Raw genomic sequence first — 25,364 nt, forward strand, 5'->3', positions numbered from 1 at the left:
TCAGGCATTGGATAACTGGATGAATTGATCCACTGTTAAATTTTCGGCTCGCTTGGAAGAATCAACCCGCGCATTTTCGAATTGTGCATCTGACACCAGTTGCTGCAAAGAATTTCGCAATGTTTTTCTGCGTTGGGCGAATGCGAGTTTGACAATTTCGTTAAGCCGGTTGCGATCGTGGATAAGATGGGATGCCGCCCGAGAGAGTGGTGTGGGGGTCAGGCGAATTACCGTTGACTCGACTTTGGGCGGCGGCTCAAATGCCTGAGACGGGACATCAAACAAGCATTGACAGTCCAACTCCAGTGCCGCCATTACCGACAACCGACCGTAGATTTTGCTTCCAGGTGCGGCGCTTAATCTTTGCGCAACCTCTTTTTGCAACATGAATACCATGTCCTGAATGTGCTCGACGGATTTGAGCAAATGAAATAAAAGGGGGGTGGAAATATTGTAGGGAAGGTTGCCGATTATCCGAACTTTTTTACTTGTTTGGCCGGTTAAATCATCAGCGATAACAGGCAGCGCGTCACCGGCCGGTTCGGAACAATTAAACACAGAAGCGATTTCAAAGTTTAATATATCGGCTTGGACGATGGTCAGCTGGTCTGAATCGTACTTTTCACTGAGTGTGGCTGCCAGATCCCGGTCAAGTTCGACTACTGTGAGATGGCTAATACGATCTAATAACCGTTCTGTAAGCGCGCCGCTACCAGGCCCGATTTCCAATACTAATTCGTTATCTGCTGGATGGAACACATTTACGATTCTTTCCAGAACATTTTCATCTGTGAGAAAATGCTGTCCGAAACGTTTACGCGGTGTTATTCCATGTGTCATGCCATGTATTATGTTGCGCAAAGTATTTTCTACCGATTGCCCGCAAATTCGATTGCAAGATTGATGGCAGCGACTAAACTTGATGCCGTTGCCAGGCCGCTGCCCGCGAGCTCCAACGCCGTCCCGTGATCTACTGAGGTTCGTATTATCGGAAGTCCAAGGGTAACATTGACTACTTCTCCGAATCCGCTGTGCTTAATAACCGGCAGCCCTTGATCGTGATACATCGCCAGAACACCATCAAGTTGGCTCAATTGGGTTTGGGTGAATGCCGTATCGGCCGGTAATGGACCAATCAGATTGAACCCTTGTTGCCGCATTTCTAAAATTGCCGGTTGAATAATTTCAATTTCTTCTGTGCCGAGATGGCCGCCTTCGCCGGCATGGGGGTTTAGCCCGCACACACCAATTCTGGGGTCAGGAATTCTATAAAGATGGGTGAGGCTGCTTGCCATGACCTCAAGAACGGATTTAATGCGACTCACCGTAATCTGTCCAGGGACTTCCTTTAAGGGCAGGTGGGTGGTAACCAGGCAGACACGGGTGGTGCCGTTGGCAAGCATCATCACGGGTTGGTCGGCTCCGGTGCGCTTGGCTATCCATTCGGTATGGCCGGAAAAAGGTATCCCGGCATCATTGATTATCCCCTTATGCACTGGCGCCGTGACCATGGCATCGAACTCCCCAGACCGGCATAAATCCACTGCGGTATCGATACATTGGATTACGTATCGGCTGTTTTTTGAGTCCAGTTGACCTAGCGTAACCGAAGTAGAAACTTCTAATGGGATAACCAGAACTCGCCCTCCGGGGGGGGCTGGGTAACATGGGTTGGATTTGTCTGGTGACTGATATTCATTAATATCCAACGCAATGCCAAGCAGTTCGGCGCGATATCTAAGTAAATTTGGATCGCCCACTACCGCCAAGGTGGCATCAAACCCTTGCTGGGCGGCTTTAATCACAATGTCCGGGCCGATACCTGCGGGCTCGCCGCTACAAATTATAATTTTTGGTAGTGAAATTTTCATTTTTCCTAGCGGCCAGTCTTCGGGCCAATCTTCAGACCAGTCTCCTGATATAGGCGGTATTTCAGCAGTCCTCCATCCAAATTCATCAAAACTCACACGTCCTTTTTGATCGAATACAACGCCCTCGTCGATAAGTTTCTGTCTTTGTTGTTGATCACTGCCGCCTTGTTTGCGCGCGCTGATTTCCCCCTTGCTATTGATCACTCGGTGCCACGGAATGGCCTGATCATCTGGCGTAGCCGCCATCGCATAGCCAACCTGCCGGGCGTTGCAATTCACCATACGGGCGATACGCCCGTAACTCGTTACCGTTGCAACCGGGATGCGCTTAACAATATCGTAAATGTCCTGATAGAGACTCATGGTTCAGCCTGAAGTATACTGTGAAACCTTGTATAGGTGTCTTAAGGTTGATATAGTCGCTCCAAACAAATTGCTGACAGACCTGAAAAAACTGCTCAAAGAAATTTATTAGGTGCCAGCCCCTAATTTTTAACCTGGTGGTCGTTTGGCACCTGCTAACCGGAGAAAAGCATGATTTTTTTGAAACCAAGAGTGCGAAATATCTCTTACCGCTTGATATGTTTAAGTTTAGTATTTTTATCGGGTTGTTCCGATCGGTTTTATAGACCAGAATCACTTTTTGAAGATCAGGTTAGTCCACTTGTAAATAAAAAAGAAGATGTAAATGAATTTATCATAAATTCAGAAGAGTTAGAAAAGAGAATTAAAAGTATTGATGATGCAACAGAGAATACAAGTAAATTAGGGGAAAAGAGAATTAAAAGTATTGATGATGCAACAGAGAATACAAATAAATTAGGGGAAACTCTGATTAACAACTCTTGCGTCCATCCCGCGAACGTGGGAGTCCAGTGTTTCCTAAGAAATGCGCTATTACAGGAGATTATTACTATTTCAGATAGAGTTTGTGCGGCTCATCACGTGTCTGTTATAGCGAGTGGGGATGCATTAAACATTGGAACTGGTGTTGCGGCCACACTTTTTTCTGCCGTATCAATGGCAATAAATCCCGCAAGTACTAAAACAGCATTAACAGCAGCATCAACTATTTCAAACTCTGTCCGATCAATAACGAATGAAGAAGTTTATGCCAAAGCAGTAGCCACGACTATTGTTAAAGCTACTAATACGGCAAGAGAAAAACAATTAGCCAAAATCGACACAGGAATGCAAAAGAAATATACAGAATATACTGTTCAACAGGGGCTTAGAGACATTTTTAATTATCATAATAAGTGTTCATTTTACTTTGGCATACTTGAAATTACCGAGGCTCTTGAACAAAGAAAACTTACTAAAGCAGAGATTATGGGTAAGTTACAATCTATAGAAAATGCGCTTGATGTTACTAATAGAAGTGCTGATGAAGATATAAAGATGCAACAGAAATTTTTGATTATGCTACTTGATACTGCCCCAGACTAATTTTAACAAAGCATTACTTAAATCACTGCTGTCCCATTAACTTTCACAGCAGTGAGAATTGATTGTGATTGAAGCAGGGCATGAGGGGGCGGGTCGCCACGCAAGAGAGCCATCAAGTCGCGCTTGTCGAACAAGTTAAGATGCAACAGGCGGAGCATTTGTTGCATGCTTTTGCCCAGCTTCGACTGGAATTTGATGAACGCCAAGAGTAAATACACGCACAGCGCGATCCAGACTTGCGTCATCACCGCGTTATTGCTGGTGTCGATGAAGGACTTTATCTTCAGGTTTTGCTTGATTCACTTAAAGAACAATTCCACCTGCCAACGCGCTTGGTAAAGGTCGGCAACAGTTTTGGCTGCCAGTTTCAAATTATTGGTCAAGAAAACGTAATGCTTGCCGGTATCGGCATCGCGGCAGCCGATACGACGCAGTGGGATGGGGCATTGTCTTGATGCCTTGATGCCGGTGAACACGATACTCTGGTCGAAGGAGATCAAGGAGATCAGGGTCAGAGTAGGAATTATTGGGGCTTGGGACCAGGTTTTTCTGGCTTCACTCTTCGTTGATAAAGTTGTTCAACTTGCTCCTTAAACCTTGCACTCCCAAATGCCATACAGCTATTTGTTGCATTTCTCAAATCATCAACTAGTTCAGCATTCAAAATATCTTCAAACAAATCCCGATAACGCTGTCTTCTTTGATATTCATCCAAACCCAAAGACAAATATATCTCATGCTCCGATAACAGCGCGTTCTTCAACCCCAAAGCATTACTTTGATAACCAGACCAAGGGTACTTTCCAGGGTCATTTACAATTCCAGCCCGTACCGGATTGAGCTCTATATAGCGCTGACAAGTTAGAAAGTATTGATCGCTATCGATCAAGCACGACTTAAGCCTGCCCTCCCACAAAGTGCCAGTCCACCTATACTGTTGGTTAAAATAGCGAACATAATATCTCCCAACATATTGCATCATTTCCGAAATACTGCCATCGTAGTGCGATGTCGCAAGGAGATGCATATGATTTGTCATCAAAACCCACGCATGGACATCCACGCTATAGGCTATTGCCCCATCTAATAGAAAACCAAGATAGTTACGATAGTCTTCATTACATATGAAACTTATCTGACGATTATTGCTTCTCTGAATAATATGAAGCGGCATGCCCTGCGGACACAACCTTGGTAGTCTTGCCATTTGACCCTCCTTGATCTTCTGACGTTAGTTGTTAAGCGGTTTACTCAATCTCTATACAAACATTACATTTTCAACGAATCAATTTGCTTAACAAATAATTTCTACTCTGACCCAAGGCGTTTCTAATGCGTTTCTGCAACAATCACTCGACAGTCACCGATTTGGCCAGGTTTCTCGGCTTATCGACATCGGTGCCTTTGATTAAGCCAACATGATAGGCCAGCAGTTGTAATGGAATGGTGTAAATTATTGGCGAGATGGAACTATCCACGGGGGCGACATTGATGACTTGTAAATTCTCCTGGGCAGGTATTTCAGCGCTTGGGTCGGCGAAAACGATTAATTTTCCGCCCCGGGCTCGAACCTCTTCTATGTTTCCTTTTAATTTTTTTAGCAATCGATCATTCGGCGCCACAGAAATGACTGGCATTTCATTATCAACCAAGGCCAGCGGACCGTGCTTGAGCTCGCCTGCCGGATAAGCTTCGGCATGGATATAAGAAATCTCTTTGAGTTTTAATGCGCCTTCCAGGGCAATCGGGTAGTGCGTCCCTCGTCCGAGGAACAAAGCATGTTGTTTGTCGGCAAATTGTTCTGCGATTGCTTTAATTGTGGGCTCCAGGGTTATGGCTTGATCCACTTTAGACGGCAATTCCCGCAGCTCTTTAATCAATCGAGCTTCGTCGGTTATGGTCATGGAAAATCGCCGACCCAAGGCAATGACCAGTAATCGCAACGCCGTTAATTGGGTGGTGAATGCTTTGGTCGATGCGACCCCGATTTCCGCGCCTGCGTGGGTCATTAACACTAACTCGGACTCCCGAACCAGCGAGCTTTCAGGCACATTGCAGATGGTCAGGCAATGTGCATATCCAGCCTGTTTGGCCGCCGCCAGCGCGGATAAGGTGTCGATGGTTTCTCCGGACTGGGACAGGGTCACAACCAGACAATCTTCAGGCACAACATGGCAGCGGGAATGGAATTCGCTGCCTATTTCCGCCTGGCAAGGCACTCCAAACTCTTCAAACCAATGTCGAGCCACCATGCCGGCGTGATAGCTGGTGCCGCAGGCGATAATTTGCACCGATTTGGTTTTGTCCAAAATTTCACTGGCGTCGACGCCAAAACAAGCCTCCAGCAAGCGCGTTCCGGTGATTCGGCCTTCCAGCGTAGTTGCGATGGCCACGCCTTGTTCATGAATTTCTTTAATCATGTAGTGGCGGTGATCGCCTAATTCCACAGCTTCAGCAGATAAACCACTCCTTTTTTTATCCCGATATTGCGGTTGACCGGATTGGTCAATGATAGAAATATTGCCGCCATTGATATCAACGATGTCGCCATTTTCCAGAATAAAAAAGTCCCGGGTTACGGAGATCAACGCAGACATGTCCGATGCAATGAATGATTCGCCATCGCCAATTCCAACCACCAATGGCGATCCGCGCCGCGCCCCGACCAATCGGTCAGGTTCGTCGGCACTGACAACCCCAATGGCGTACGCGCCCTCCAGTACCGCAATGGTTGCTTTTACCGCTTCGAGCAGATCAAGGCCTGATTGGATGTTTTGGTGGATTTCATTGACGATCACTTCGGTGTCAGTATCAGACGCGAATTGAAAGCCGTTGGCCTTTTGCGCGTTGCGCAGCGCTTGGTGATTTTCAATAATGCCGTTGCAAACCAAAGCGAGATTATGGCCGCTCATATGGGGATGGGCATTTATTTCTGTGGGCGGCCCATGCGTTGCCCAGCGGGTATGGGCGATGCCGGTTGTGCCTCGCATTGCACTAGATGAAGACAAGGCTTTTTCCAGTTCAACAATTTTCCCGGCGCTACGGGTCCGAGAAACCTTTCTATTCTGGTCAATCACCGCGACCCCGGCTGAATCATAGCCTCGATATTCGAGTCGCTTTAAGCCATCCAGTAACACTGGTAGCACATCGGATTTAGCGACCGCACCTACAATTCCACACATAACTTCACTCTCAATTCAAGGCTCAACTCAATTCTCAAAATTTATGCGGGTTTTTGCCTTGATGGCAGTTTTTGCTCGGTTCGCACTGGTCGTTTCCAATTGCCGATGGATGTTTGTCGCGCACGACTCACGGCCAGGGAATTTTTTTGGATGTTGTCGGTAATGGTGGACCCGGCGCCAACGGTTGCGCCATCCCCAATTTCCAGCGGTGCGATGAGTTGAGAATCGGAGCCGATAAATACATCATTACCGATGATGGTTTGATGCTTGTCGGCACCGTCGTAGTTACAGGTAATAACGCCGGCGCCGACATTCACATTTTTGCCAACTTCGCTGTCACCCAGGTAACTCAAATGATTCACTTTGGATTTATTGCCGATGCTGCTTTTTTTGATTTCTACAAAATTACCAATACGAACCTCATCGTTTAGCACAGTTTCTGGCCGGATTCTTGCGAAAGGACCGATATTGCAATTATTGCCGATGATGGCGTTGTCGATAACACTATTGGATTCGATCACACAGTTATCACCGATGGTGGCATTGCGAATCAAGGTATTTGGGCCAATCAATGCACGATTGCCAATTTTTACGTTGCCCTCCAATATTACATTGATGTCGATAACGCAATCACTGCCAAATTGACATACTCCGCGAACGTCAAACCGATTCATGTCCAGCAACGTCACCCCGTTTGCCATGAACCGGCGCGCAAGGTTTGCCTGGAACATGCGTTCCAGTTTTCCAAGATCTGCCTTGCTGTTTACCCCCGAAGTTTCAGTGACGCAGTCACTTGTGATGCCAACAACATCAATGTCATCCTCAACCGCGCAGGCAATCACATCAGTCAGGTAGTATTCTTTTTGAGCGTTTTTGCAACTGATCCGAGGCAGCCACCTGGAAAGATAATTGGCTTTTACGCTGAGGCAATTTGTATTAACTTCGGTGATTTTCTTTTGTTGATCGCTGGCGTCTTTTTGCTCCACAATACCGACGATTTGACCATTGTCATTTCGAATAATTCGCCCCAACCCGGATGGATCGCTCAGGGTCGTGGTTAACACATTGAGGTTATCGCTCGCTTTTGAAACTCGTTTCAGGGTGGCGAGGGAAATCAATGGGACATCGCCGTTGAGTATTAACACCGTCGAATCCCGATTAACATCGGGCATTGCCTGCATCACCGCGTGACCGGTGCCCCTGCGTTCGGATTGTTCCACCCAATTAATGCTTAAATTTTTGTTTACGCTGGAATAACGCTGTTCGATAGTATTAATCACCTGGTCCTTTCCATGGCCTACAATCACATGGGTGCGGTGTGGCGCTAAATCACCTACTGTTTCCAGCAAATGTTGGAGCATGGGTTTGCCGCCAATCGTATGCAACACTTTTGGCAAATCGGAATGCATTCTTTTGCCTTTGCCGGCAGCGAGAATGACTATTTCAACTGCCATAAACCGGTGTTCCCAGTTGCAATAGATCAGATTCCATGGTCATGTTTAGTTATAAAATAAGCGGGTAATGTAGCTGACCCTGGATGAATCATTCAAGCTTAAGCGCTCAATACTAAATTGCCCTGAAATTGCCTGAACAAATTGCATGAACTTGATTCAAGCGTTATTATTTAAGGTTATTGATTTTACATCTGTTTGCTTGGAGTTGCACAAAAAATGTCCGTCGAAGATCTTGAAAAAATAAAGGAATCTATTCCTGATCAAAGTCCGCCTTACCAAAGTCCGGTTGTGCCGATTGAGCTTGATTTAGATAGCGAAATTCAGTTCCATTGCCATAAAAACATCTCTTGCTTTAATGCCTGCTGTAAAAATATAGATATAACATTAACGCCCTACGATATTGTTAGACTGAAACGAAGACTCAATATGACTTCTTCTCAATGGGTCAATCAATTTACCGTGCCGTTTCCCATGGACGCCCATGAAATGCCTGGCCTCAAACTGATTACCAAGCGGGGATCTTCGGCTTGTGTATTTTTGAGAGAACAAGGCTGTAGCGTTTATGAAGACCGACCCGTTGCGTGTCGTTACTATGCCCTGGGGTCCATGGGGGTACGCAAGCAAGGCGGTTCCAAAGTTGAGGATATCTATTTCGTTGTCAAGGAAGATCACTGCAAAGGTCACGACGAGCCGCGTAAACTGACCGTGCGTGAGTATCTGGAAGAACAGGGTATTTTTGAATACGACGAAAACAATCGACATTGGCGGGACATTGTCTTGAAGAAAAGATCGTCCGGCCCAACCATAGGAAAACCATCATCCCGCTCACTGCAATTATTCGATATGTGCAGTTACGATATCGACAACTTTCGGGCGTTTTTCAACAGCAAAGGATTTGACCAGGTTTTCGACCTGAGTGAACAACAGAAAAAATCGCTGACTGACGATGAAGACAAATTATTCCAGTTTTCCTGTCGATTTCTGAAACAAGTGTTATTCGGAGAATTGAGCATTCCGGTTAAGTCTGACGCTCGGGAAAAACGCCGGGAAAAACACCTGGCGAAGCGCGAAAACACGCTAAGGCGGGTGCCCAGATGAATCCACGGACACAGTGATCGACTGACAACATGTATCTGAGTTACTTTGGATTCGACTTGTTGCCATGTTCCATCGTGCCCGATCATCGCGTACTCCATAATGAGCCTCACCGAGAGGCTGGGCAGTCAAATTCAGTAGATACTGCTTGAATAACAGTGGGTTAGACCCCATTTAGTCAATAGAATTAATTGACTTTTATGAGGCAAACCATGCGAATGGACAAGTTAACCGCGAAGCTTCAATTGGCCCTGAGCGATGCTCAAAGTCTGGCTGTCGGGCGCAGCCATCAATTTATCGAACCGCTTCACCTTATGCTGGCGCTGTTAGACCAGGATGGCGGCAGCGCGCGCTATTTGCTGGCGCAAAGCAATGTCAACGTCAACCAGTTGCGCTCGGCTTTAGGGGATGCATTGGATCGCCTGCCCCGGGTTGAGGGCAATCACGGCGATGTGCATGTTTCCAATGATTTGGGAAGGCTGCTCAACGTTACTGACAAATTGGCGCAAGACCGCAACGACCAGTTTATTGCCAGCGAATTGTTTATTTTAGCGGCGATCAATGACAAAGGCAGTTTAGGGAAATTAATGCGCTCTGCCGGAGCATCAAAAACCGTCATCGAAAAAGCCATCGAAAACATGCGCGGAGGACAATCGGTGGACAGCGAAAATGCCGAAGACCAACGCCAGGCGCTGGAAAAGTACACCATCGATATTACCGAAAGAGCGGAGCAGGGCAAACTCGATCCGGTTATCGGACGAGACGATGAAATTCGCCGTGCCATCCAGGTATTGCAGCGCCGCACAAAAAACAATCCGGTGTTAATCGGGGAGCCTGGCGTCGGCAAGACCGCAATCATCGAAGGCTTGGCGCAGAGAATTGTCAACGGCGAAGTACCCGATGGCGTAAAAAATAAGCGCGTGCTTTCCTTGGATCTGGGCGCACTCCTGGCCGGGGCAAAATTTCGGGGTGAATTTGAAGAACGATTGAAAGCCGTGCTCAATGATCTGTCTAAACAGGAAGGTCAAATCATTCTGTTCATTGATGAGCTGCACACCATGGTCGGGGCGGGCAAGGCGGAAGGGGCTTTGGATGCCGGAAATATGTTGAAACCGGCGCTCGCCAGAGGCGAACTGCATTGCGTCGGTGCGACTACGCTGGACGAGTATCGAAAATATATCGAAAAAGACGCCGCGCTTGAACGGCGATTCCAGAAAGTGCTGGTAGATGAGCCCAGTGTTGAAGATAGCATTGCCATTCTGCGTGGCCTGAAAGAGCGCTACGAAGTGCACCACGGCGTCGATATTACCGACCCGGCGATTGTCGCGGCGGCAACATTATCCCATCGCTATATTACCGATCGAAACTTGCCGGATAAGGCCATCGATTTGGTGGATGAGGCGGCCAGCCGGATCAGAATGGAAATCGACTCCAAACCGGAAGTGATGGATCGTCTTGATCGAAGAATCATTCAATTAAAAATTGAACGTGAAGCGCTCACCAAAGAAAATGACCATGCATCAACTAAACGATTGGCCGATCTTGAAGCGGATATTGAAAAACTTGAAAAAGAATATGCCGATTTTGAAGAAATCTGGAACGCGGAAAAATCTGTTGTTCAGGGTAGTCAGCATGTTAGGGAGGAGTTGGACAAGGCGCGTGTTGAACTCGAAGCCGCGCGCCGCGCCGGCGATCTTACCCGAATGTCGGAGCTTCAATATGGTCGGATTCCTGAACTGAAAAAACAGATCGAAGTTGCTGATGATGCAGAAAGCCAGGAAATGACATTGCTGCGCAGTCGCGTTACCGAAGACGAAATCGCCGAAGTGGTCGCCAAATGGACTGGCATTCCAGTATCGAAGATGCTGGAAGGAGAAAAGGAAAAACTGTTGCAGATGGAGGAGAACTTACATAAACGAGTCATCGGCCAGGATGAAGCAATCAATGCCGTAGCAAACGCAATCAGGCGTTCCAGAGCAGGTCTTTCCGATCCGAACAGGCCATATGGTTCGTTCTTGTTCCTTGGCCCAACCGGGGTAGGCAAGACAGAACTTACTAAAGCGCTGGCGGAATTCATGTTCGATAGCGAGGACGCCTTGGTGCGAATCGATATGTCGGAGTTTATGGAAAAACATTCAGTGGCGCGCTTGATTGGTGCGCCACCAGGATACGTTGGCTATGAGCAAGGGGGCTATTTAACTGAATTGGTAAGACGGCGACCTTACTGCGTAATCTTGCTGGACGAGGTGGAAAAAGCGCATGCCGATGTATTCAATGTGATGCTGCAAGTTCTGGACGATGGTCGATTAACCGATGGCCAGGGTCGCACTGTGGATTTTAAGAACACGATCATTGTCATGACCTCCAATCTGGGCTCGCAGATGATTCAGGAGATGAGCGCCCAAGATGATTGCGGGGACGATTACCAGGCAATGAAAAATGCGGTATTGGAAATTGTGGGCGTTCATTTTCGCCCGGAATTCCTCAATCGCGTCGATGATATGGTGGTATTTCACCCACTGCAACGAGAACAACTCAGGGCAATTGCCAGAATCCAGATTCAGTATCTCGCCGACCGACTCGAACAACGGGATATGAAACTGGTGGCTTCAGTTAAAGCGTTGGATAAACTGGCGGAGATTGGTTTTGATCCGGTTTATGGCGCGCGTCCGTTGAAGCGAGTGATTCAAACGCAGCTTGAGAACAAGCTGGCGCATGAAATTCTGAGCGGGCGTTATGTGGCTGGCGATGTGATTACAGTTGATGTTGATAATGATGAGTTGGTTTTCGGAAAGGTGCGCGAATAACGCATTGGAAGACAATAAATGACCTACCTGCAACTGACATATTTACAGCACTTCTTGTATTTTGTGCCAAGCGCTTATTTTGCTGTGCGTAGCGGTAATATAAATAAACATCGCGACAGCATGATAGGGCCCTATATCGGCGGGTTCTTTTAATAAGGGGAATGTGGCGGCGAGATTGAAAGCGATTGAAAACCGCGAATAGGGGTCGGCGGGAACGGCTGCCGTTTGGGAATATCAGAGGGCCGGCTTCCCCGCCGTCGGTCGATTATTTATACCGGGCTTCCCCATTGCCCTCGACCCCGCCTCTATCGACCTTGGGGCGGGCGATGCCAGCGATAATCTGATCGATATGAACACTGCCGAGCACGGTGCCCTCGGCATCCACAACATTTCCAGTGCGGGCATCGGCGCAGACCACTTGTTGCAGCGCATCCTCCAACACCACGTCATCGCGAAAATTCGGTCCTGAAACGGAGTCATCGGCGGTCATCACCGATTTAACCGAGATTACGCGCGCGATTGATGTCCTTGATGAAATCGAAAATGTAGTCGTTCGCCGGATGCAGAATAATATCCTGCGGGTCGCCCTGCTGAACAACCGTGCCGTCGCGCAAAATGGCAATGCTGTCGCCCATCCGTAAAGCCTCGTCCAAGTCGTGGGTGATGAACACAATGGTCTTGTGCAACTCCTCTTGTAGCCCCAGCAACATGCCCTGCATGTCGGACCGAATCAGCGGGTCAAGGGCCGAAAACGCCTCGTCCATCAGCAGGATTTGCGCGTCGGTCGCCAACGCGCGCGCCAAGCCGACACGCTGCTGCATGCCACCCGACAATTGCGATGGATAATGCTCTTCGAAACCCGCCAAGCCGACGCGCTTGACCCAGTGCCTGCTTTGCTCCTTCGCCTGTTCAATGGGCGTTCCCTGAATGACAAGACCATAGGCGATGTTTTCGGCAACGGTGCGGTGAACATGCAGCCCGAATTTCTGGAACACCATGGATGCCTGATGACGGCGGAATTCGATCAACTCTTCCTTGCTCATCGCCAGTACATTCTGGTCATCGACGATGATCTTGCCCGAAGTGGGTTCGATCAAGCGATTGATGTGGCGAATCAGGGTGGATTTGCCGGAGCCAGACAAGCCCATGATGACCGAGATGCCGCGCGCCGGAACGTCGATGTTAATGTCTTTTAATCTGAGGATATGGTTGTGTTGCTGAAGCAGTTCTTGTTTTGACATGCCCTGCTCAACTTGCGCCAGCACCGACTGCGGCCGTACGCCGAAAATCTTGTGAAGATTTTCGATTTTTATTTTTATTTCGGGCCTGGTTTCGGTTTTTGCCTGATCAGTCATGATGAATGCCTTTGCGATGCTTCTGTAAACGATCGCCGTATTCCTGGGAGATGCGATCAAAGATGATCGCCAGCGCGACAATCGCCAAACCATTCATTAAGCCGAGCGCGAGATATTGATTGGAAATCGAGCGCAGCACCGGAACTCCCAATCCCGCCACCCCGATCATGGAGGCGATCACCACCATGGACAATGCCATCATGATGGTTTGGTTCACGCCGGCGAAGATATTCGGCAATGCCAGCGGAATCTGAACGCCGAACAGCCGTTGCTTGTAATTCGCGCCGAAGGCATCGGCCGCTTCCAGTGCTTCCTTGCTGACCAGCCTGATGCCGAGATTGGTCAGGCGGACGATGGGCAGAATGGCGTAAATGCAAACCGCGATCAGCCCCGGCACCTTGCCGATGCCGAGCAGCATCACCACCGGAATGAGATACACAAACGCGGGAATGGTTTGCATAATGTCAAGAATCGGCGTGCCCACCGCTTGTGCGCGGTCGGAGCGCGCCATCAATATACCCAAAGGAATTCCAGTTGCGATACAGACGATGGTGGAAACCGAAATAATGGCGAGCGTGGACATGGTGTCTTCCCACATGCCGAAGTAGCCGATGGCGAGAAACGACAATATGCAACCGATCACGATTTTGATGCTGCGCGAGCCGACCCATGCCAATATCGCCATGATGATAATAATCATCGGCCAGGGCGTGGCGATCAGCAACTTTTCCAGCCGAACCAAGAACCATAAAAGCGGCTCGAAAAAATTCTCGATCAACTCGCCGTATTCCCGTGAAAACTCGCGAAACCCGGCATCGATGCCTTTTTTTAGGTCGCGCAACTCCTGGCGTTCCATTTCCGGGAATTCTGAAAGGAAATCCATAGACGCCTCCGTCTTGATGTCAAAAAAAAGCCTGTTCGCCGGGAAAGCAAACAGGCTTGATGCTTTGACCTGACCGACCTTTGTTTAGACTCATCCAAGGATTGGAAAATACTGTTCATTATCTCTGTCGGATTCAGGGCAATTGGCAAAGCTGCTGCTTGCAACCCATTGTGAGATAGTTTCTAATCAAGGCATGAGTAAAACCCAGCAAATACACATTTCGGTTACCCCGCAATACCTCCAGGACCAATCGATACCCGAGGACAACCAATTTGTTTTTGCTTATACCGTGTACATGGAAAATCGCGGAAATATCGCCGTCAGGTTGCTCACTCGGCACTGGATCATCACCAACTCTGAAGGCAAAACCGAAGAAGTCAGAGGTCCCGGCGTTATCGGCGAGCATCCCCATTTGAGACCAGGAGAAAGCTTTCAATATACAAGCGGTACCATTCTGCAAACCCCGGTCGGTTCGATGATGGGCAGTTATCAAATGCAGGATGAAAACGGCGGACTGTTTGACGCGGTAATCCCGGTGTTCACATTGTCAGCACAAGTTGTCTTCCACTAATTGTATTGCCACACAAGTTCTGATTCATCCCGGTCTAATCCATCCTGGAAGTGTGCGACCAGCCTCGATAGGCGCGAATATGCATCACTGGATTATGCACCCGAATAATTTCAACCCCCTGTTGGCATAATGCCAGGGAAATCCCCAGAGTTTCCAGATCACGTTGGCCAAATTTCCGCTCGGTAAATCCGCTCATAAAGGATTTTCGGGAATGCCCTATCAACAGGCGCAACCCAGCATCTTTTAACTCATTACAATGTTGCAATAACTCAAAAGACTGAAGCGAGTTTTTACCGAAGCCAATGCCTGGGTCGAAAATAATCTTGTTCAGATCGAGACCGTCGTCCAGCCATTGGTCAATATTTCTGTTCAGCCAATCGCGTAGTTGGTTGACTGCGGTATCGCTGGCAGGCAACACTATTTTAGCATCCGCCGGGATGCTCATGCTGTGCATCGCCACAACCTGACAACCGCTGGCTTTTGCCATCTCCCGAATCGCAGGCTCGCGAAACCCAGTGACATCATTGATCATGCCGACACCGTGGCGCAATGCTTTTTCCAGCGTAGCGGCATGACGACTGTCGATAGAAATTGTTGGTCTGATGCTCAACCGGTCTAATCTCTGGTTTATTAAATTTAACGCCGGTTGCAGGCGATGCCATTCTTCGTCTGCATCAATTGCGGTCGCGTTTGGGCGGGTGGACTCTGCGCCAATATCAATAATTTGCACATTTTCTTCGATCATGGCATCGATCTGTCCAATCAGCGCCTCATCATCGTCCCCATCATTATCCCAGACGCCGCCATCAGAAAATGAATCCGGAGTAATGTTTAAAACTCCCATCCATAACGGCGACGGCTTAACCGTCCTGCACAAATCAAACACCGTTTGATTTTGCCCGGGAATGACCAGATCGGGTTGCAGGTGTAGCAATGGGGTGAGTACAAATGCACGCTCGGTTACGGCGTAATGAGGAAGGGTCAATTTTCTTGAATCAACGATCTTGTCATGCCAAATCAGCAGGTCGATATCGATAGTGCGCGGGGCCCATGTTTTCGCCCCGGTTTTCGATATGCGGCCGCGACCTAAATTGGCTTCTATTTGCTTGACAATTTTCAGTCCCTGGCTGGGCTGCCAGCTCGCTTGCCCCGATATGACGCAGTTTAAAAAAGGTTTATTCCACGATGGCTCTGCGTTCTTGGGCAGCAACGCCGGCGTTTCAACGATCGGGGAAATTGCAGATATTTCAAAGCCACTGGATTTTAGTTGTTCGACAGCTTGTTGCAAATTGGCATTACGGTTTCCCTCATTGGAACCCAATCCAAAAAAAATCGCCATGGGGATTTACTTCAGGGAGCCAATTAACGCGGTTATAAACCGTTCGCCTTTTTTAAGTTGGGCAAGGTCAATAAACTCATTGGGCTTGTGCGCTTGCTCGATGCTGCCCGGACCGCAAATGATGGTTGGTATGCCCGCAGTTTGGAAATAGCCGCCTTCGGTACCGTAACTAACTTTGCCGGGTGCAACGGTACTATCCAAGAGCCTGGAAATCATGGGAATCAAGCTATCATCCGCAGGCGTATCCATGCCCGGAGCATCCGACAGGGTCTGCCAATTGATGCCCGTATCCGGTGATACGGCGTGCATAGCCGGCAGCAGCTGTGTTTTTATATAGGCATCAATCTCTTCAAACAACGGCAAGGTAGATTCATCCGGCAAATTACGAATCTCAAAATCAAACTCGCATTGGTTCGGGATTATGTTGTTTACCGTACCGCCGTGCATCACGCCGCAATGCAAAGTGGTATAGGGCGGATCGAATTCGTTATCGAATGGGCCTTCATTTTGAATACGTTGCTGGATGGCATCCACATATGCAATGATTTTGGCAGCCACCGTTATGGCGTTAACACCCTGATTCACCAGCGAGGAATGTGCCGATTTTCCGCGCACGCAACAGTGCTTGAATAACACCCCTTTGTGGGCCCGAATTACGCCCATGCTGGTGGGTTCGCCAATGATGCAGGCTTTGGGCTGGATCGGTTTCTTTTTCAACTCGTCGAGTAGTCCAGTGACCCCTAAACATCCAACCTCTTCATCGTAGGAAAAGGCAAAGTGTATTGGGGTGGCAAGATCCGCTTCCAAAATTTCCTCGATTTTTGTCAGGCATATCGCGATAAATCCTTTCATATCACAAGCGCCACGGCCAAACATCCTGTCGCCGGTTATTTCAGTCTGAAATGGATCGGTGGACCAATTCTGTCCATCTACCGGCACCACGTCGGTATGCCCGGATAACACGATGCCGGGTTGGTTGCCGCCGCCTAAGGTCGCAAACAAATTAGCTTTTTTCTTTTTATCATCAAAAGTCAATTCGGTTTTTATGCCATATGGCTCAAGCAGGGCGCCGACAAATTCGATGAAATCCAGATTGGAATTTCGACTGGTGGTATCGAAACTAATTAGCTGAGACAATAAATCGGTCGTTTTCGGTGGTGCGTTCATGCACCGCATTATAGAAGTTTCGCGCGACTGTTACAGGTATAATTCTCATAAATTTTCAATACTAAAATGCACATTTCCGAAATTCATGTCTATCCGGTTAAGTCTCTGGGCGGCATATCTCTGCAATCCGCACGGCTTACCCTGGCTGGATTTCAATTCGACCGGCAATGGATGGTGGTGCAAGCGGACGGAACATTTATGACGCAACGCAGTTTTCCGCAAATGGCCTTGATTGAAACTGAGATAGTTGACGATGTGCTGGTGCTGTCGACCTTTGGCATGGAAGCCCACGTTGTCAAGCCCGTCGGTGATAATGCTGAGCGTATAAATACTGAAGTTTGGGGCGATCAGATCAGTGCGTTGGAATACCATCCGATAACCAACGAATGGCTGAGTCAGGCTCTGGATTCACCCTGTAAACTGGTTTCATTTCCTGCCGACCAAATCAGGCAATGCGACCGGAAATTCGCAAACTCAGGTGAGCATACAAAATTCGCCGATGGCTTTCCTTTGTTATTGTTATCCCAGGAATCACTGGACGATTTGAACCAGCGACTACAGGCGCCAGTGGGCATGGACCGGTTCAGGCCCAATATTGTGGTTAAAGGTTGCGATGCCTTTGCCGAAGATCATTGGCATACTATTCGAGTCAATAATAATTCAAGCCATAATGATTCAAGCAATATTAATTTAAGAATTGTGAAACCTTGCGCGCGATGTTCGGTCCCCACCGTTAATCAACAAACCGGCGTGCTTGCCGGCCCGGAGCCGATCCATACCTTATCAAGCTATCGCCAAAGAGGCGGCAAGGTTTATTTTGGGATGAATTCAATTCCCGATGGCGAAGGCAGTGTCAGCATCGGCGATCGTGTCTCTATTGTAAACTGATAACTCAGATAACCTCGGTTTTGTTTGGCTCAGGCTCTACTCGGGATGACGCAATTATTTTTGCAGCCTTTCAGGATATTGCTCAATCAGAATCCCGATATTTGCTGAAATTTTTCTGGATTCGGGATTCTCAACCAATAGCTCTGCGTCTATCAAACTACGAATATCTCTTTTCATCGTGGAAATATTCACCTTGGCATATTCCCGGGCAATTTTAGGCGATGCAAGTTGAATAGATTCAATATCATATGACTCAAAAAGCGGCATGTCCAATAGCAATCGCCGCCTTCTTTTGAAAGTGGGCTTGCTCCATTTTATCTCGGCGAATTTATCATAAACATACCCCCGCCAAACTCTTTCAAGCAACCCACCGGCGACGGTTTCCCAAACCTCATTGAGTCCGTCTAAAAACCCGCTAACCGCGTAGGCTATAAATGAGGTTAATTGACGTTGATTTTGGCATTTTTGTATATGAGCGTAATATTCTGGCCGGGTATTGTTGTAGTGATTAGATAAAATGTGGGCGCAAACATCCGGCACTCCGGCTCTGAGCAACAGATAAAACTCAACCAATCTGCCGGTACGTCCATTGCCATCGTCAAAAGGATGTATCCACTCAATATAGACGTGAGTAACGATAGCCTGAATAATCCCGTCTCTAAATGACTGCTTGCCGAATGCGAACCCAAATTCGGTCTGCAACCAATCGCAAAGCTGCCTTACCAACCCCTCGACCTGATTCTTTCTTGCGCCGGGCGGGGGACATCGGTAGCCTGCCACTGCGCGTTGTGATTGAGCGAATTCTCCTGGTATCGCATTAAATGGCGCGGGTAAATTCCGGCAGACGAGAAGATGATAGCGTTTTAACAATTCTGGAGCGATGATTGCGGGTGACGGTTGTGTAAGCACATCGTCCTTGATTTCATTCATTGCTCGTAGAATGTTATCCACCTCCTGTTCTTGATAATTTTTGCTTGGTGGAAGATGCTGGCCTTTCAGGATTTTTCTTATGTCTTCCTCTGTAAGCGTATTGCCCTCAATGGCGGTGGTCGCCTGAGCCCCTTTAATCAGGGAAACCTGCTTGAGGTTGCCTTTGGCTTCGGGCTTGATCGGCGCCATTGAAAGACTGTCAACCAAGCCACGACATTGGCCCAATTGATAAGTTGTTTCTGCGGATAATTCCCACTGGCGGGTAAATCTCAGGTGCTCAAATGACATTTTTCGTATCCTCCATACAAGCATCTTGTAAGTGTGCAACATTATTCCATATTGTTGACTAATTTTTCAAGCAATTTTTTAGGCAATTTTTTGGTGAAAAATAAATATCTAATTATATTATAAATATAATTTTTTATAATACAATCAGTTATAGTGTTTATCTTGGGCATTTTTTAGATCAGTTATTCAATCAATTATTCAATAAAAGTTGTATAAATAGTCATTTTTATTACAAATAATAGATTGATTCGGCAATCATGCCCCGGAAGCGGGACTTTAGGCCCGACATTTACAACGGCTTGGCGAGGATAAAGCCTCTCTTCCGGTCTATCATGCCCCGGAAGCGGGACTTCAGTCCTGTCATTGGCAATGGCTTGGCGAGGATAAAGCCTCTCTTCCGACAATCATGCCCCGGAAGCGGGACTTTAGTCCCGCCACCCACAACCGTTTGGCGAGGCTAAAGCCTCACTTCCAGCAATCATGCCCCGGAAGCGGGACTTTAGTCCCGACATTTGCAATCGCTTGGCGAGGCTAAAGCCTCACTTCCGACAATCATGCCCCGGAAGCGGGACTTTAGCCCCAACATTTGCAATCGCTTGGTGAAGATAAAGCCCTGCTTCCGACTATCATGCCCGGGAAACGGGACTTTAGGCCCGACATTTGCAACGGCTTGGCGAGGCTAAAGCCTCTCTTCCGGCTATCATGCCCTGGAGGCGGGACTTTAGTCCTGCCATTTGCAATCGCTTGGCGAGGCTAAAGCCTCTCTTCCGGTCTATCATGCCACGGAAGCGGGACTTTAGGCCCGACATTTGCAACGGCTTGGCGAGGCTAAAGCCTCTCTTCCGACAATCATGCCCCGGAGGCGGGACTTTAGTCCTGCCATTTGCAATCGCTTGGCGAGGCTAAAGCCTCTCTTCCGGCTATCATGCCTCGGAAGCGGGACTTTAGGCCCGACATTTGCAATCGCTTGGCGAAGATAAAGCCCTGCTTCCGGCTATCATGCCCCGGAAGCGGGACTTTAGTCCCGACATTTGCAACGGCTTGGCGAGGCTAAAGCCTCACTTCCGGTAATATTGGTGCGGTGTATTGTTGGTAGAGGTCGAATAGAAACGAGACGCGGTCGGCTTCGTTGTTGAAGGCGCCTCTTTTATCCGAAGCCCGGTGGTAGGCACGATCAACGGCTTTGTCCAATGCGTTGTGGGCTTTTTGTAACAGGGGTGGCATGGTCAGCGGGTCGTAGAGGTCGGCGAGGGTGGAGTCGGGGAATTGCGCGCGGGCGTCGAGGATGGCTTGGGCTTTGGTTTCGATATCGGCGGTTTGTTTTTCGGTTGGGGTTTTGGGCCAGGGGAAGTTGTTGTAGACGATGGTGTTTGAATAGCTGTATCGGCTTTCCAATCTACCGCACACGGCTCGCATCCAAGCCATGTGCATTGATGATGTAATCACGCCGAAAAGATATGAATCTGCATTGGGCACTGTGTAAAGTTTGTCGCCGGCTATATGGTCGGGCGGCAAATAGCCAATTGGAATATAGTCCCTCCTTTCTGAAGAGACACGAGGTATTGCCAGATATGAACAGTCGCCTTGCCTGTCTTCCATAAAAATGGTCGGTTGATTTGCATACTTTTGCGTTGCTGTTTTCGCACTTTTGCTACGCATTTCTTTTACCGCTTCCACGCGCTTCATTACATTCGGCATTTTTCGCAATTTGTCCGGTGGGCAATGTTTTAACCATAAACAAAAACGAGGAATATCGTTGATAAATTCGTTTCCCATTGAATAGGGTTTAATCCACTCCTCTGCTTGCGGTTCTGCGGTAATTAATTCTTGTTTTTCTTCTTCGCTCAATAACAGATTTCCGCCATCAACCGGGCTACTGCCGCGCACCACGGGCGCAACCAGGCAAAGCGGTGTGTTGCGGCTTTTCACAATAACATCGGGCCCATCAACAAGATAAGGATTGATGTTTCTTGCTTTTATTTCATGGGCATCGCCTTTGATATTTTCATATTCAAACAATTTTTTCGTTTTCGCTTCGTGCAAACCAAAACCAATAATCACGCAATACACGGCGGCTTTGCCTCTGCCTTCATTGCTCCATTTGAAAGTTCGGTGAGCGAAATGAATATGAACCTTGTCTCGACTTCGCAATTCATTCCACAAGGGAGCTACTTGTGTGCCCTGAATAATGGAATTGGTGGAAACAAATGCGCATCGAATATTGGTGTCGGCAATGTGATTAACCGCCTTGCAATACCACGCTGACACATAATCCACCATTGCAACACCTTTTGGGTTACGATAACACGCAAGCATTTCGGCTGTTTTATCAGCGGGTCGATAACGTTGCCCGATAAACGGCGGATTCCCCATGATGTAATTCAATCTTTCCGGCGCAATCACTTCGCGCCAATCCATCCGCAACGCATTGCCATACACTATTTTCGCGCTCGACTGCAACGGAATACGCGCGAAGTACATGCCAAACTCTTGCGAGACCAGCAGATTCATTTGATGGTCAACCAACCATAACGCTACCTGCGCGATTTGCGCCGGGAACTCTTCGATTTCGATGCCATAAAATTGATCGACATCCAGTTGTATCATCTGGTGAATGTCGATCACCATTTGTCCGTTTTTATGGGCGGCGCGCAACATGCCAGCAAGGCTTGGCGCATGGCGCTGTCAAATGCGGCCGGGGGCAGCATTTCCTCAAACAGCTTGCCGTTGACATATGGAAATGCGTTGAGTTGTTCATCCTGATTGCTGAGCCGTTTTTCAGACGGCGTGTTGAGCAGATGAAAAAAGGTGACCAGATGGTGGCCCAAATCGGCGCCGTCCTCAAAGGTGCGATCTTCGATGTAGTCCTGAAACTGCTGGCGCTGGAATATGCCGGTGTCTTCGGCGAACAGGCAAAACAACAGGCGCACCAGATACACTTCCAAATCATGGCCGGCGTAGCCAATGTCGCGCAATTGGTCGTGCAGTTTGCCCATCAACTCGGCGGCTTTGATGTTGACCGGGTCTTGCTCTTTGATCTTATGGGTTTGGTAGCCAGCGATGAAGGCGAAGCGGTGGACGTTTTTGTGCAGGTCTTCCAAGGCGAATTCATGCTCGGCAGCGCTTTTATCAAGATCGGCATCCAGATCATACAATCGGAAACGCGCAAAATCGGACACCACCATGTAGCGTGGCAAGTCGCGCTCTTTTATGCCGGGGAAGTAATCCAATGCTTGACGGCAGGCGCGATCAAGGTCTTTACCGCGCGATTTATGCTCAATCAGCAGCACGCCTTTCCACAGCAAATCGATATAACCGTCCTTGCCGTCGATTTTCTTTACGCGCTTTTCAAAGGACGCGATACGGCGGCGGGACACGCCGAAGATATTAAAAAAACCGTCCCAGAAAGATTTGGCTTCGGCGCCTTCGGAGGATTCGTTGCTCCATTCATTGGAGAAGGTCAGGGCGCGGGCGCGGATTTCGTTCCAGCTTAGGGGCATTTATGTCCGTTAATTATTTATGTCGCTAATTATTTTTACTTATTGTCGATGATCTGGTAAAAGGTTTCCCCCTTCTTTATTAAACCGAGTACCGACCGGGCAATGGTTTCCACGGTTTCGCCGCCTTCCTTGAGATCGATCACCTCCGCAACAAGCCGTTGGTTTCTTTGATCAAGTTCCACGTTTTCCAACCGAGTTTGCTCGGCTGCCTGGTTAAGACGATACCAGTCGAAAACATTCTTATCTCCAAACCACAACGCATATTGGGCGCCCAGAAAAATGATAAGCAATATGAGGTTAATCGGTTTCAATTTATCGCGTACTATTTCAAATTAGAAAATGCGTCTGCGCCAGCATATACCGCATTGTCGCCCAATGTCTGCTCAATTTTCAATAGTCGATTGTACTTCGCCATCCGCTCAGATCGACATAATGACCCGGTTTTAATCTGCCCAGCGGCAGTGGCAACCGCTAAATCCGCAATGGTGGTATCCTCGGTTTCCCCGGAACGGTGGGAAATGGTGGCGCAATAATTCGCTTGCTGGGCCATACTGATGGCGTCAAATGTTTCAGACAGCGTGCCAATTTGATTAAATTTTATCAAAATCGAGTTGGCGATGCCTTGATCGATGCCTTTTTTCAGTATTTCAGTATGGGTCACAAACAAATCATCGCCGGTTAGTTGTACCTGATCGCCTAAAATCTTGGTCAACTGCGCCCATCCCTCCCAATCCAGTTCATCCATTCCATCTTCAATGCTGATAATGGGATATTTATTAACCCAGTTCTGCAAATACTCGGCAAATTCACTGGAGTCTAATTCCAGCCGTTCCGCTTTTAATCGATATTTTCCATCACTACAAAATTCCGAACTGGCCGCATCCAGTCCAATCATTACTTGATCACCGGGGCGATAGCCTGCTTTTTCGATAGCCTGCATAATCAGGCCCAAACCTTCCTCATTAGACGCGCACTGCGGCGCAAACCCGCCTTCGTCCCCTACTCCGGTACTCAGATTGTTGGCCAATAGAACGGATTTCAGGGAATGAAAAATTTCAACGCCACAACGCAGCGCCTCAGAATAAATTGGAAATCCCACCGGCAAAATCATGAATTCCTGGAAGTCAATGGCATTATCGGCGTGAGCGCCACCATTAATAATATTCATTTGCGGCACCGGCAAAGTAAACTTGTGATTGCCATACAACGCGCCCAGGTGTTGGTATAACGGAATACCCTGAGCATTGGCGGCAGCATGGGCTGATGCCAGAGAAACAGCCAGTAACGCATTCGCACCGAGATTACTTTTATTCTCTGTGCCATCCAATTCCAGCATGGTGTTGTCTATATGCCTTTGGTCCAGAGCATCCTGACCACGAATTGCACTTTTCAATACGGTATTTACATTTAGAACGGCATTCAATACGCCCTTGCCCAAATATCGTTGCTTATCTCCATCTCGCAACTCCAATGCTTCAAGTGAGCCGGTTGACGCACCGGATGGGGCGGCGGCACTGCCAGAAAACCCGTTATTTAAAACCAAATCCACCGCAATGGTCGGGTTGCCCCGTGAATCTAAAATTTCCCAGGCATTTATATCTTTAACTTGTGTTGGTGACTGCGTCATATTGAAAGCGTACTGGTTTCTGAGTAATAAAATTTGACTACGAACCGTAACCGACTAATGAAGGGCTTAATAATCACAGTTTTCAAGGCCAAATATTCGTTATATTGATTTGGCTTCATATGGATTTGATCAGGCGATCAATGGCGATGAGTTGTTTAAGTAGTGCTTCCATTTGATCCAACGGCCAGGCATTAGGTCCATCACTAAAGGCATTTGACGGGTCTGGATGAGTTTCCATGAATATGCCGTCCACGCCTACCGCAATGGCGGCTTTAGACAAAACCGGCACGAATTCACGCTGACCACTGGATTTCCCCTTGAACTTTCCCTGGCCCGCACCGGGCAACTGTACCGAATGGGTGGCGTCGAACACGACCGGACACTTGGTCGATTTCATAATTTCCAGACTACGCATATCCACCACCAGATTGTTGTAGCCGAAACTCGAACCTCGCTCACACACCATTATCGTTGCATCACTATTAGCGCTATTCGCTTTATCCACCACATGCTGCATTTCATTGGGTGACAGAAACTGCCCCTTTTTGATGTTCACCGGCTTCCCTGACAATGCCGCGGCTTGAATTAGATCGGTTTGGCGGCATAAAAATGCCGGGGTTTGCAGGACATCCACAACTTCAGAAGCATCGGTAACATCTTCAATGCTGTGGACATCGGTTAATACCGGGACTTCTATTCGCTCTCTTACTTTGTTGAGAATTTCCAGTCCCTTATCCCGACCGGGGCCGCGAGGAGAATCGACAGAAGTACGATTGGCTTTGTCAAATGATGATTTATAAATAAACTCAATACTCAACTTATCGGTGATCTCCCTTAACACAGCGGCAGTAGATAATGCCATTTCTTCCGATTCAATGACGCATGGCCCGGCAATCAAAAAGAACGGCTTATCATGGTTTGTCTTGAATGTGGGTAAATTCATCATCCGCTTATAATA

Annotated in this window: 19 protein-coding genes and 2 pseudogenes; 5 read left to right on the top strand and 16 right to left on the bottom strand. The window is 48.0% G+C overall.

All coding sequences use genetic code 11. From position 1 onward, the window contains the following. Both rsmA and pdxA read right to left on the bottom strand, forming a co-directional pair. Positions 1-840, bottom strand: coding sequence for a 16S rRNA (adenine(1518)-N(6)/adenine(1519)-N(6))-dimethyltransferase RsmA (gene rsmA / locus ACPXXB_RS10585; RefSeq protein WP_423907278.1), 840 nt, complete (start codon positions 838-840; stop codon positions 1-3). A gap of 29 nt (positions 841-869) precedes the next feature. Continuing rightward, a complete protein-coding gene (gene pdxA / locus ACPXXB_RS10590; protein WP_423907280.1) occupies positions 870-2,234 on the bottom strand; it encodes a 4-hydroxythreonine-4-phosphate dehydrogenase PdxA in 1,365 nt (454 codons plus the stop codon). A 171-nt stretch (positions 2,235-2,405) separates the two neighbouring features. Here pdxA and ACPXXB_RS10595 point away from each other — a divergent pair, with 171 nt between their 5' ends. Continuing rightward, a complete protein-coding gene (locus ACPXXB_RS10595; RefSeq protein ID WP_423907282.1) occupies positions 2,406-3,320 on the top strand; it encodes a hypothetical protein in 915 nt (304 codons plus the stop codon). Positions 3,321-3,337: 17 nt separating this feature from the next. Here the strand turns inward: ACPXXB_RS10595 and ACPXXB_RS10600 are convergent. The 4 genes and pseudogenes from ACPXXB_RS10600 to glmU form a co-directional block, all read right to left on the bottom strand. Then, positions 3,338-3,730, bottom strand: a pseudogene (locus ACPXXB_RS10600) (transposase); the annotation flags it as partial. A gap of 113 nt (positions 3,731-3,843) precedes the next feature. Next, entirely contained in the window at positions 3,844-4,527 is a 684-nt protein-coding gene (locus ACPXXB_RS10605; RefSeq protein WP_423907284.1) for a transposase, read from the bottom strand. A gap of 142 nt (positions 4,528-4,669) precedes the next feature. After that, complete coding sequence (glmS, locus tag ACPXXB_RS10610; RefSeq protein ID WP_423907285.1) at positions 4,670-6,502, bottom strand: glutamine--fructose-6-phosphate transaminase (isomerizing); 1,833 nt, start codon at positions 6,500-6,502, stop codon at positions 4,670-4,672. A 41-nt stretch (positions 6,503-6,543) separates the two neighbouring features. Beyond that, positions 6,544-7,956, bottom strand: a complete 1,413-nt coding sequence (gene glmU, locus ACPXXB_RS10615) for a bifunctional UDP-N-acetylglucosamine diphosphorylase/glucosamine-1-phosphate N-acetyltransferase GlmU (RefSeq protein ID WP_423907287.1) — start codon at positions 7,954-7,956, stop codon at positions 6,544-6,546. Positions 7,957-8,172: 216 nt separating this feature from the next. Here glmU and ACPXXB_RS10620 point away from each other — a divergent pair, with 216 nt between their 5' ends. Both ACPXXB_RS10620 and clpB read left to right on the top strand, forming a co-directional pair. Then, positions 8,173-9,054 carry a YkgJ family cysteine cluster protein gene (locus tag ACPXXB_RS10620; protein WP_423907288.1) on the top strand — a complete coding sequence of 294 codons (882 nt, stop codon included), beginning with the start codon at positions 8,173-8,175 and terminating at the stop codon, positions 9,052-9,054. A 209-nt stretch (positions 9,055-9,263) separates the two neighbouring features. Continuing rightward, complete coding sequence (gene clpB, locus ACPXXB_RS10625) at positions 9,264-11,858, top strand: ATP-dependent chaperone ClpB (RefSeq protein ID WP_423907290.1); 2,595 nt, start codon at positions 9,264-9,266, stop codon at positions 11,856-11,858. A gap of 265 nt (positions 11,859-12,123) precedes the next feature. Here clpB and ACPXXB_RS10630 read toward each other — a convergent pair whose 3' ends face one another. Genes ACPXXB_RS10630 through ACPXXB_RS10640 form a run of 3 tightly spaced genes read right to left on the bottom strand, consistent with a single transcriptional unit; the run spans position 12,124 to position 14,096 of the window. After that, a complete protein-coding gene (locus ACPXXB_RS10630; RefSeq protein ID WP_423907292.1) occupies positions 12,124-12,348 on the bottom strand; it encodes a hypothetical protein in 225 nt (74 codons plus the stop codon). 7 nt (positions 12,349-12,355) lie between these two features. Continuing rightward, entirely contained in the window at positions 12,356-13,213 is an 858-nt protein-coding gene (locus ACPXXB_RS10635; protein ID WP_423907294.1) for a quaternary amine ABC transporter ATP-binding protein, read from the bottom strand. After that, entirely contained in the window at positions 13,206-14,096 is an 891-nt protein-coding gene (locus ACPXXB_RS10640; RefSeq protein WP_423907296.1) for an ABC transporter permease, read from the bottom strand. Before ACPXXB_RS10640 ends, ACPXXB_RS10635 begins: the two co-directional genes overlap by 8 nt. A 193-nt stretch (positions 14,097-14,289) precedes the next feature. Here ACPXXB_RS10640 and apaG point away from each other — a divergent pair, with 193 nt between their 5' ends. Beyond that, positions 14,290-14,667, top strand: coding sequence for a Co2+/Mg2+ efflux protein ApaG (gene apaG, locus ACPXXB_RS10645; protein WP_423907297.1), 378 nt, complete (start codon positions 14,290-14,292; stop codon positions 14,665-14,667). Positions 14,668-14,701: 34 nt separating this feature from the next. Here apaG and folP read toward each other — a convergent pair whose 3' ends face one another. Together folP and argE are read right to left on the bottom strand one after the other, a co-directional pair. After that, complete coding sequence (folP, locus tag ACPXXB_RS10650; RefSeq protein ID WP_423907299.1) at positions 14,702-16,006, bottom strand: dihydropteroate synthase; 1,305 nt, start codon at positions 16,004-16,006, stop codon at positions 14,702-14,704. Between the two features lie 6 nt (positions 16,007-16,012). Next, positions 16,013-17,173, bottom strand: a complete 1,161-nt coding sequence (gene argE, locus ACPXXB_RS10655) for an acetylornithine deacetylase (protein WP_423907300.1) — start codon at positions 17,171-17,173, stop codon at positions 16,013-16,015. 66 nt (positions 17,174-17,239) lie between these two features. Here argE and ACPXXB_RS10660 point away from each other — a divergent pair, with 66 nt between their 5' ends. Continuing rightward, positions 17,240-18,061, top strand: coding sequence for an MOSC domain-containing protein (locus ACPXXB_RS10660; RefSeq protein ID WP_423907302.1), 822 nt, complete (start codon positions 17,240-17,242; stop codon positions 18,059-18,061). 54 nt (positions 18,062-18,115) lie between these two features. Here ACPXXB_RS10660 and ACPXXB_RS10665 read toward each other — a convergent pair whose 3' ends face one another. The 5 genes and pseudogenes from ACPXXB_RS10665 to kdsA form a co-directional block, all read right to left on the bottom strand. Further along, on the bottom strand, positions 18,116-19,279 hold the full coding sequence (locus ACPXXB_RS10665; RefSeq protein ID WP_423907304.1) for a Fic family protein: 1,164 nt from the start codon (positions 19,277-19,279) through the stop codon (positions 18,116-18,118). 1,050 nt (positions 19,280-20,329) lie between these two features. Further along, a pseudogene (locus ACPXXB_RS10670) lies at positions 20,330-22,779 on the bottom strand (type IIL restriction-modification enzyme MmeI). A 35-nt stretch (positions 22,780-22,814) separates the two neighbouring features. Next, positions 22,815-23,090, bottom strand: coding sequence for a septum formation initiator family protein (locus ACPXXB_RS10675; RefSeq protein ID WP_423907306.1), 276 nt, complete (start codon positions 23,088-23,090; stop codon positions 22,815-22,817). Positions 23,091-23,101: 11 nt separating this feature from the next. Next, entirely contained in the window at positions 23,102-24,406 is a 1,305-nt protein-coding gene (gene eno, locus ACPXXB_RS10680) for a phosphopyruvate hydratase (protein ID WP_423907308.1), read from the bottom strand. Between the two features lie 115 nt (positions 24,407-24,521). After that, positions 24,522-25,349: a 3-deoxy-8-phosphooctulonate synthase gene (gene kdsA / locus ACPXXB_RS10685; protein WP_423911130.1), complete on the bottom strand. Its 828-nt coding sequence runs from the start codon at positions 25,347-25,349 to the stop codon at positions 24,522-24,524. Positions 25,350-25,364 lie beyond the last annotated feature (15 nt).

Source organism: Candidatus Spongiihabitans sp., assembly GCF_965237845.1.
Classification (GTDB): Bacteria; Pseudomonadota; Gammaproteobacteria; order Arenicellales; family Poriferihabitantaceae; genus Spongiihabitans.

What these genes read in the sequence shown, in the direction of transcription:
- rsmA (WP_423907278.1), bottom strand. Translation starts at nt 840, where the DNA reads ATGACACATGGAATAACACCGCGTAAACGTTTCGGACAGCATTTTCTC.
- pdxA (WP_423907280.1), bottom strand. Translation starts at nt 2,234, where the DNA reads ATGAGTCTCTATCAGGACATTTACGATATTGTTAAGCGCATCCCGGTT.
- ACPXXB_RS10595 (WP_423907282.1), top strand. Translation starts at nt 2,406, where the DNA reads ATGATTTTTTTGAAACCAAGAGTGCGAAATATCTCTTACCGCTTGATA.
- ACPXXB_RS10605 (WP_423907284.1), bottom strand. Translation starts at nt 4,527, where the DNA reads ATGGCAAGACTACCAAGGTTGTGTCCGCAGGGCATGCCGCTTCATATT.
- glmS (WP_423907285.1), bottom strand. Translation starts at nt 6,502, where the DNA reads ATGTGTGGAATTGTAGGTGCGGTCGCTAAATCCGATGTGCTACCAGTG.
- glmU (WP_423907287.1), bottom strand. Translation starts at nt 7,956, where the DNA reads ATGGCAGTTGAAATAGTCATTCTCGCTGCCGGCAAAGGCAAAAGAATG.
- ACPXXB_RS10620 (WP_423907288.1), top strand. Translation starts at nt 8,173, where the DNA reads ATGTCCGTCGAAGATCTTGAAAAAATAAAGGAATCTATTCCTGATCAA.
- clpB (WP_423907290.1), top strand. Translation starts at nt 9,264, where the DNA reads ATGCGAATGGACAAGTTAACCGCGAAGCTTCAATTGGCCCTGAGCGAT.
- ACPXXB_RS10630 (WP_423907292.1), bottom strand. Translation starts at nt 12,348, where the DNA reads ATGACCGCCGATGACTCCGTTTCAGGACCGAATTTTCGCGATGACGTG.
- ACPXXB_RS10635 (WP_423907294.1), bottom strand. Translation starts at nt 13,213, where the DNA reads ATGACTGATCAGGCAAAAACCGAAACCAGGCCCGAAATAAAAATAAAA.
- ACPXXB_RS10640 (WP_423907296.1), bottom strand. Translation starts at nt 14,096, where the DNA reads ATGGATTTCCTTTCAGAATTCCCGGAAATGGAACGCCAGGAGTTGCGC.
- apaG (WP_423907297.1), top strand. Translation starts at nt 14,290, where the DNA reads ATGAGTAAAACCCAGCAAATACACATTTCGGTTACCCCGCAATACCTC.
- folP (WP_423907299.1), bottom strand. Translation starts at nt 16,006, where the DNA reads ATGGCGATTTTTTTTGGATTGGGTTCCAATGAGGGAAACCGTAATGCC.
- argE (WP_423907300.1), bottom strand. Translation starts at nt 17,173, where the DNA reads ATGAACGCACCACCGAAAACGACCGATTTATTGTCTCAGCTAATTAGT.
- ACPXXB_RS10660 (WP_423907302.1), top strand. Translation starts at nt 17,240, where the DNA reads ATGCACATTTCCGAAATTCATGTCTATCCGGTTAAGTCTCTGGGCGGC.
- ACPXXB_RS10665 (WP_423907304.1), bottom strand. Translation starts at nt 19,279, where the DNA reads ATGTCATTTGAGCACCTGAGATTTACCCGCCAGTGGGAATTATCCGCA.
- eno (WP_423907308.1), bottom strand. Translation starts at nt 24,406, where the DNA reads ATGACGCAGTCACCAACACAAGTTAAAGATATAAATGCCTGGGAAATT.
- kdsA (WP_423911130.1), bottom strand. Translation starts at nt 25,349, where the DNA reads ATGAATTTACCCACATTCAAGACAAACCATGATAAGCCGTTCTTTTTG.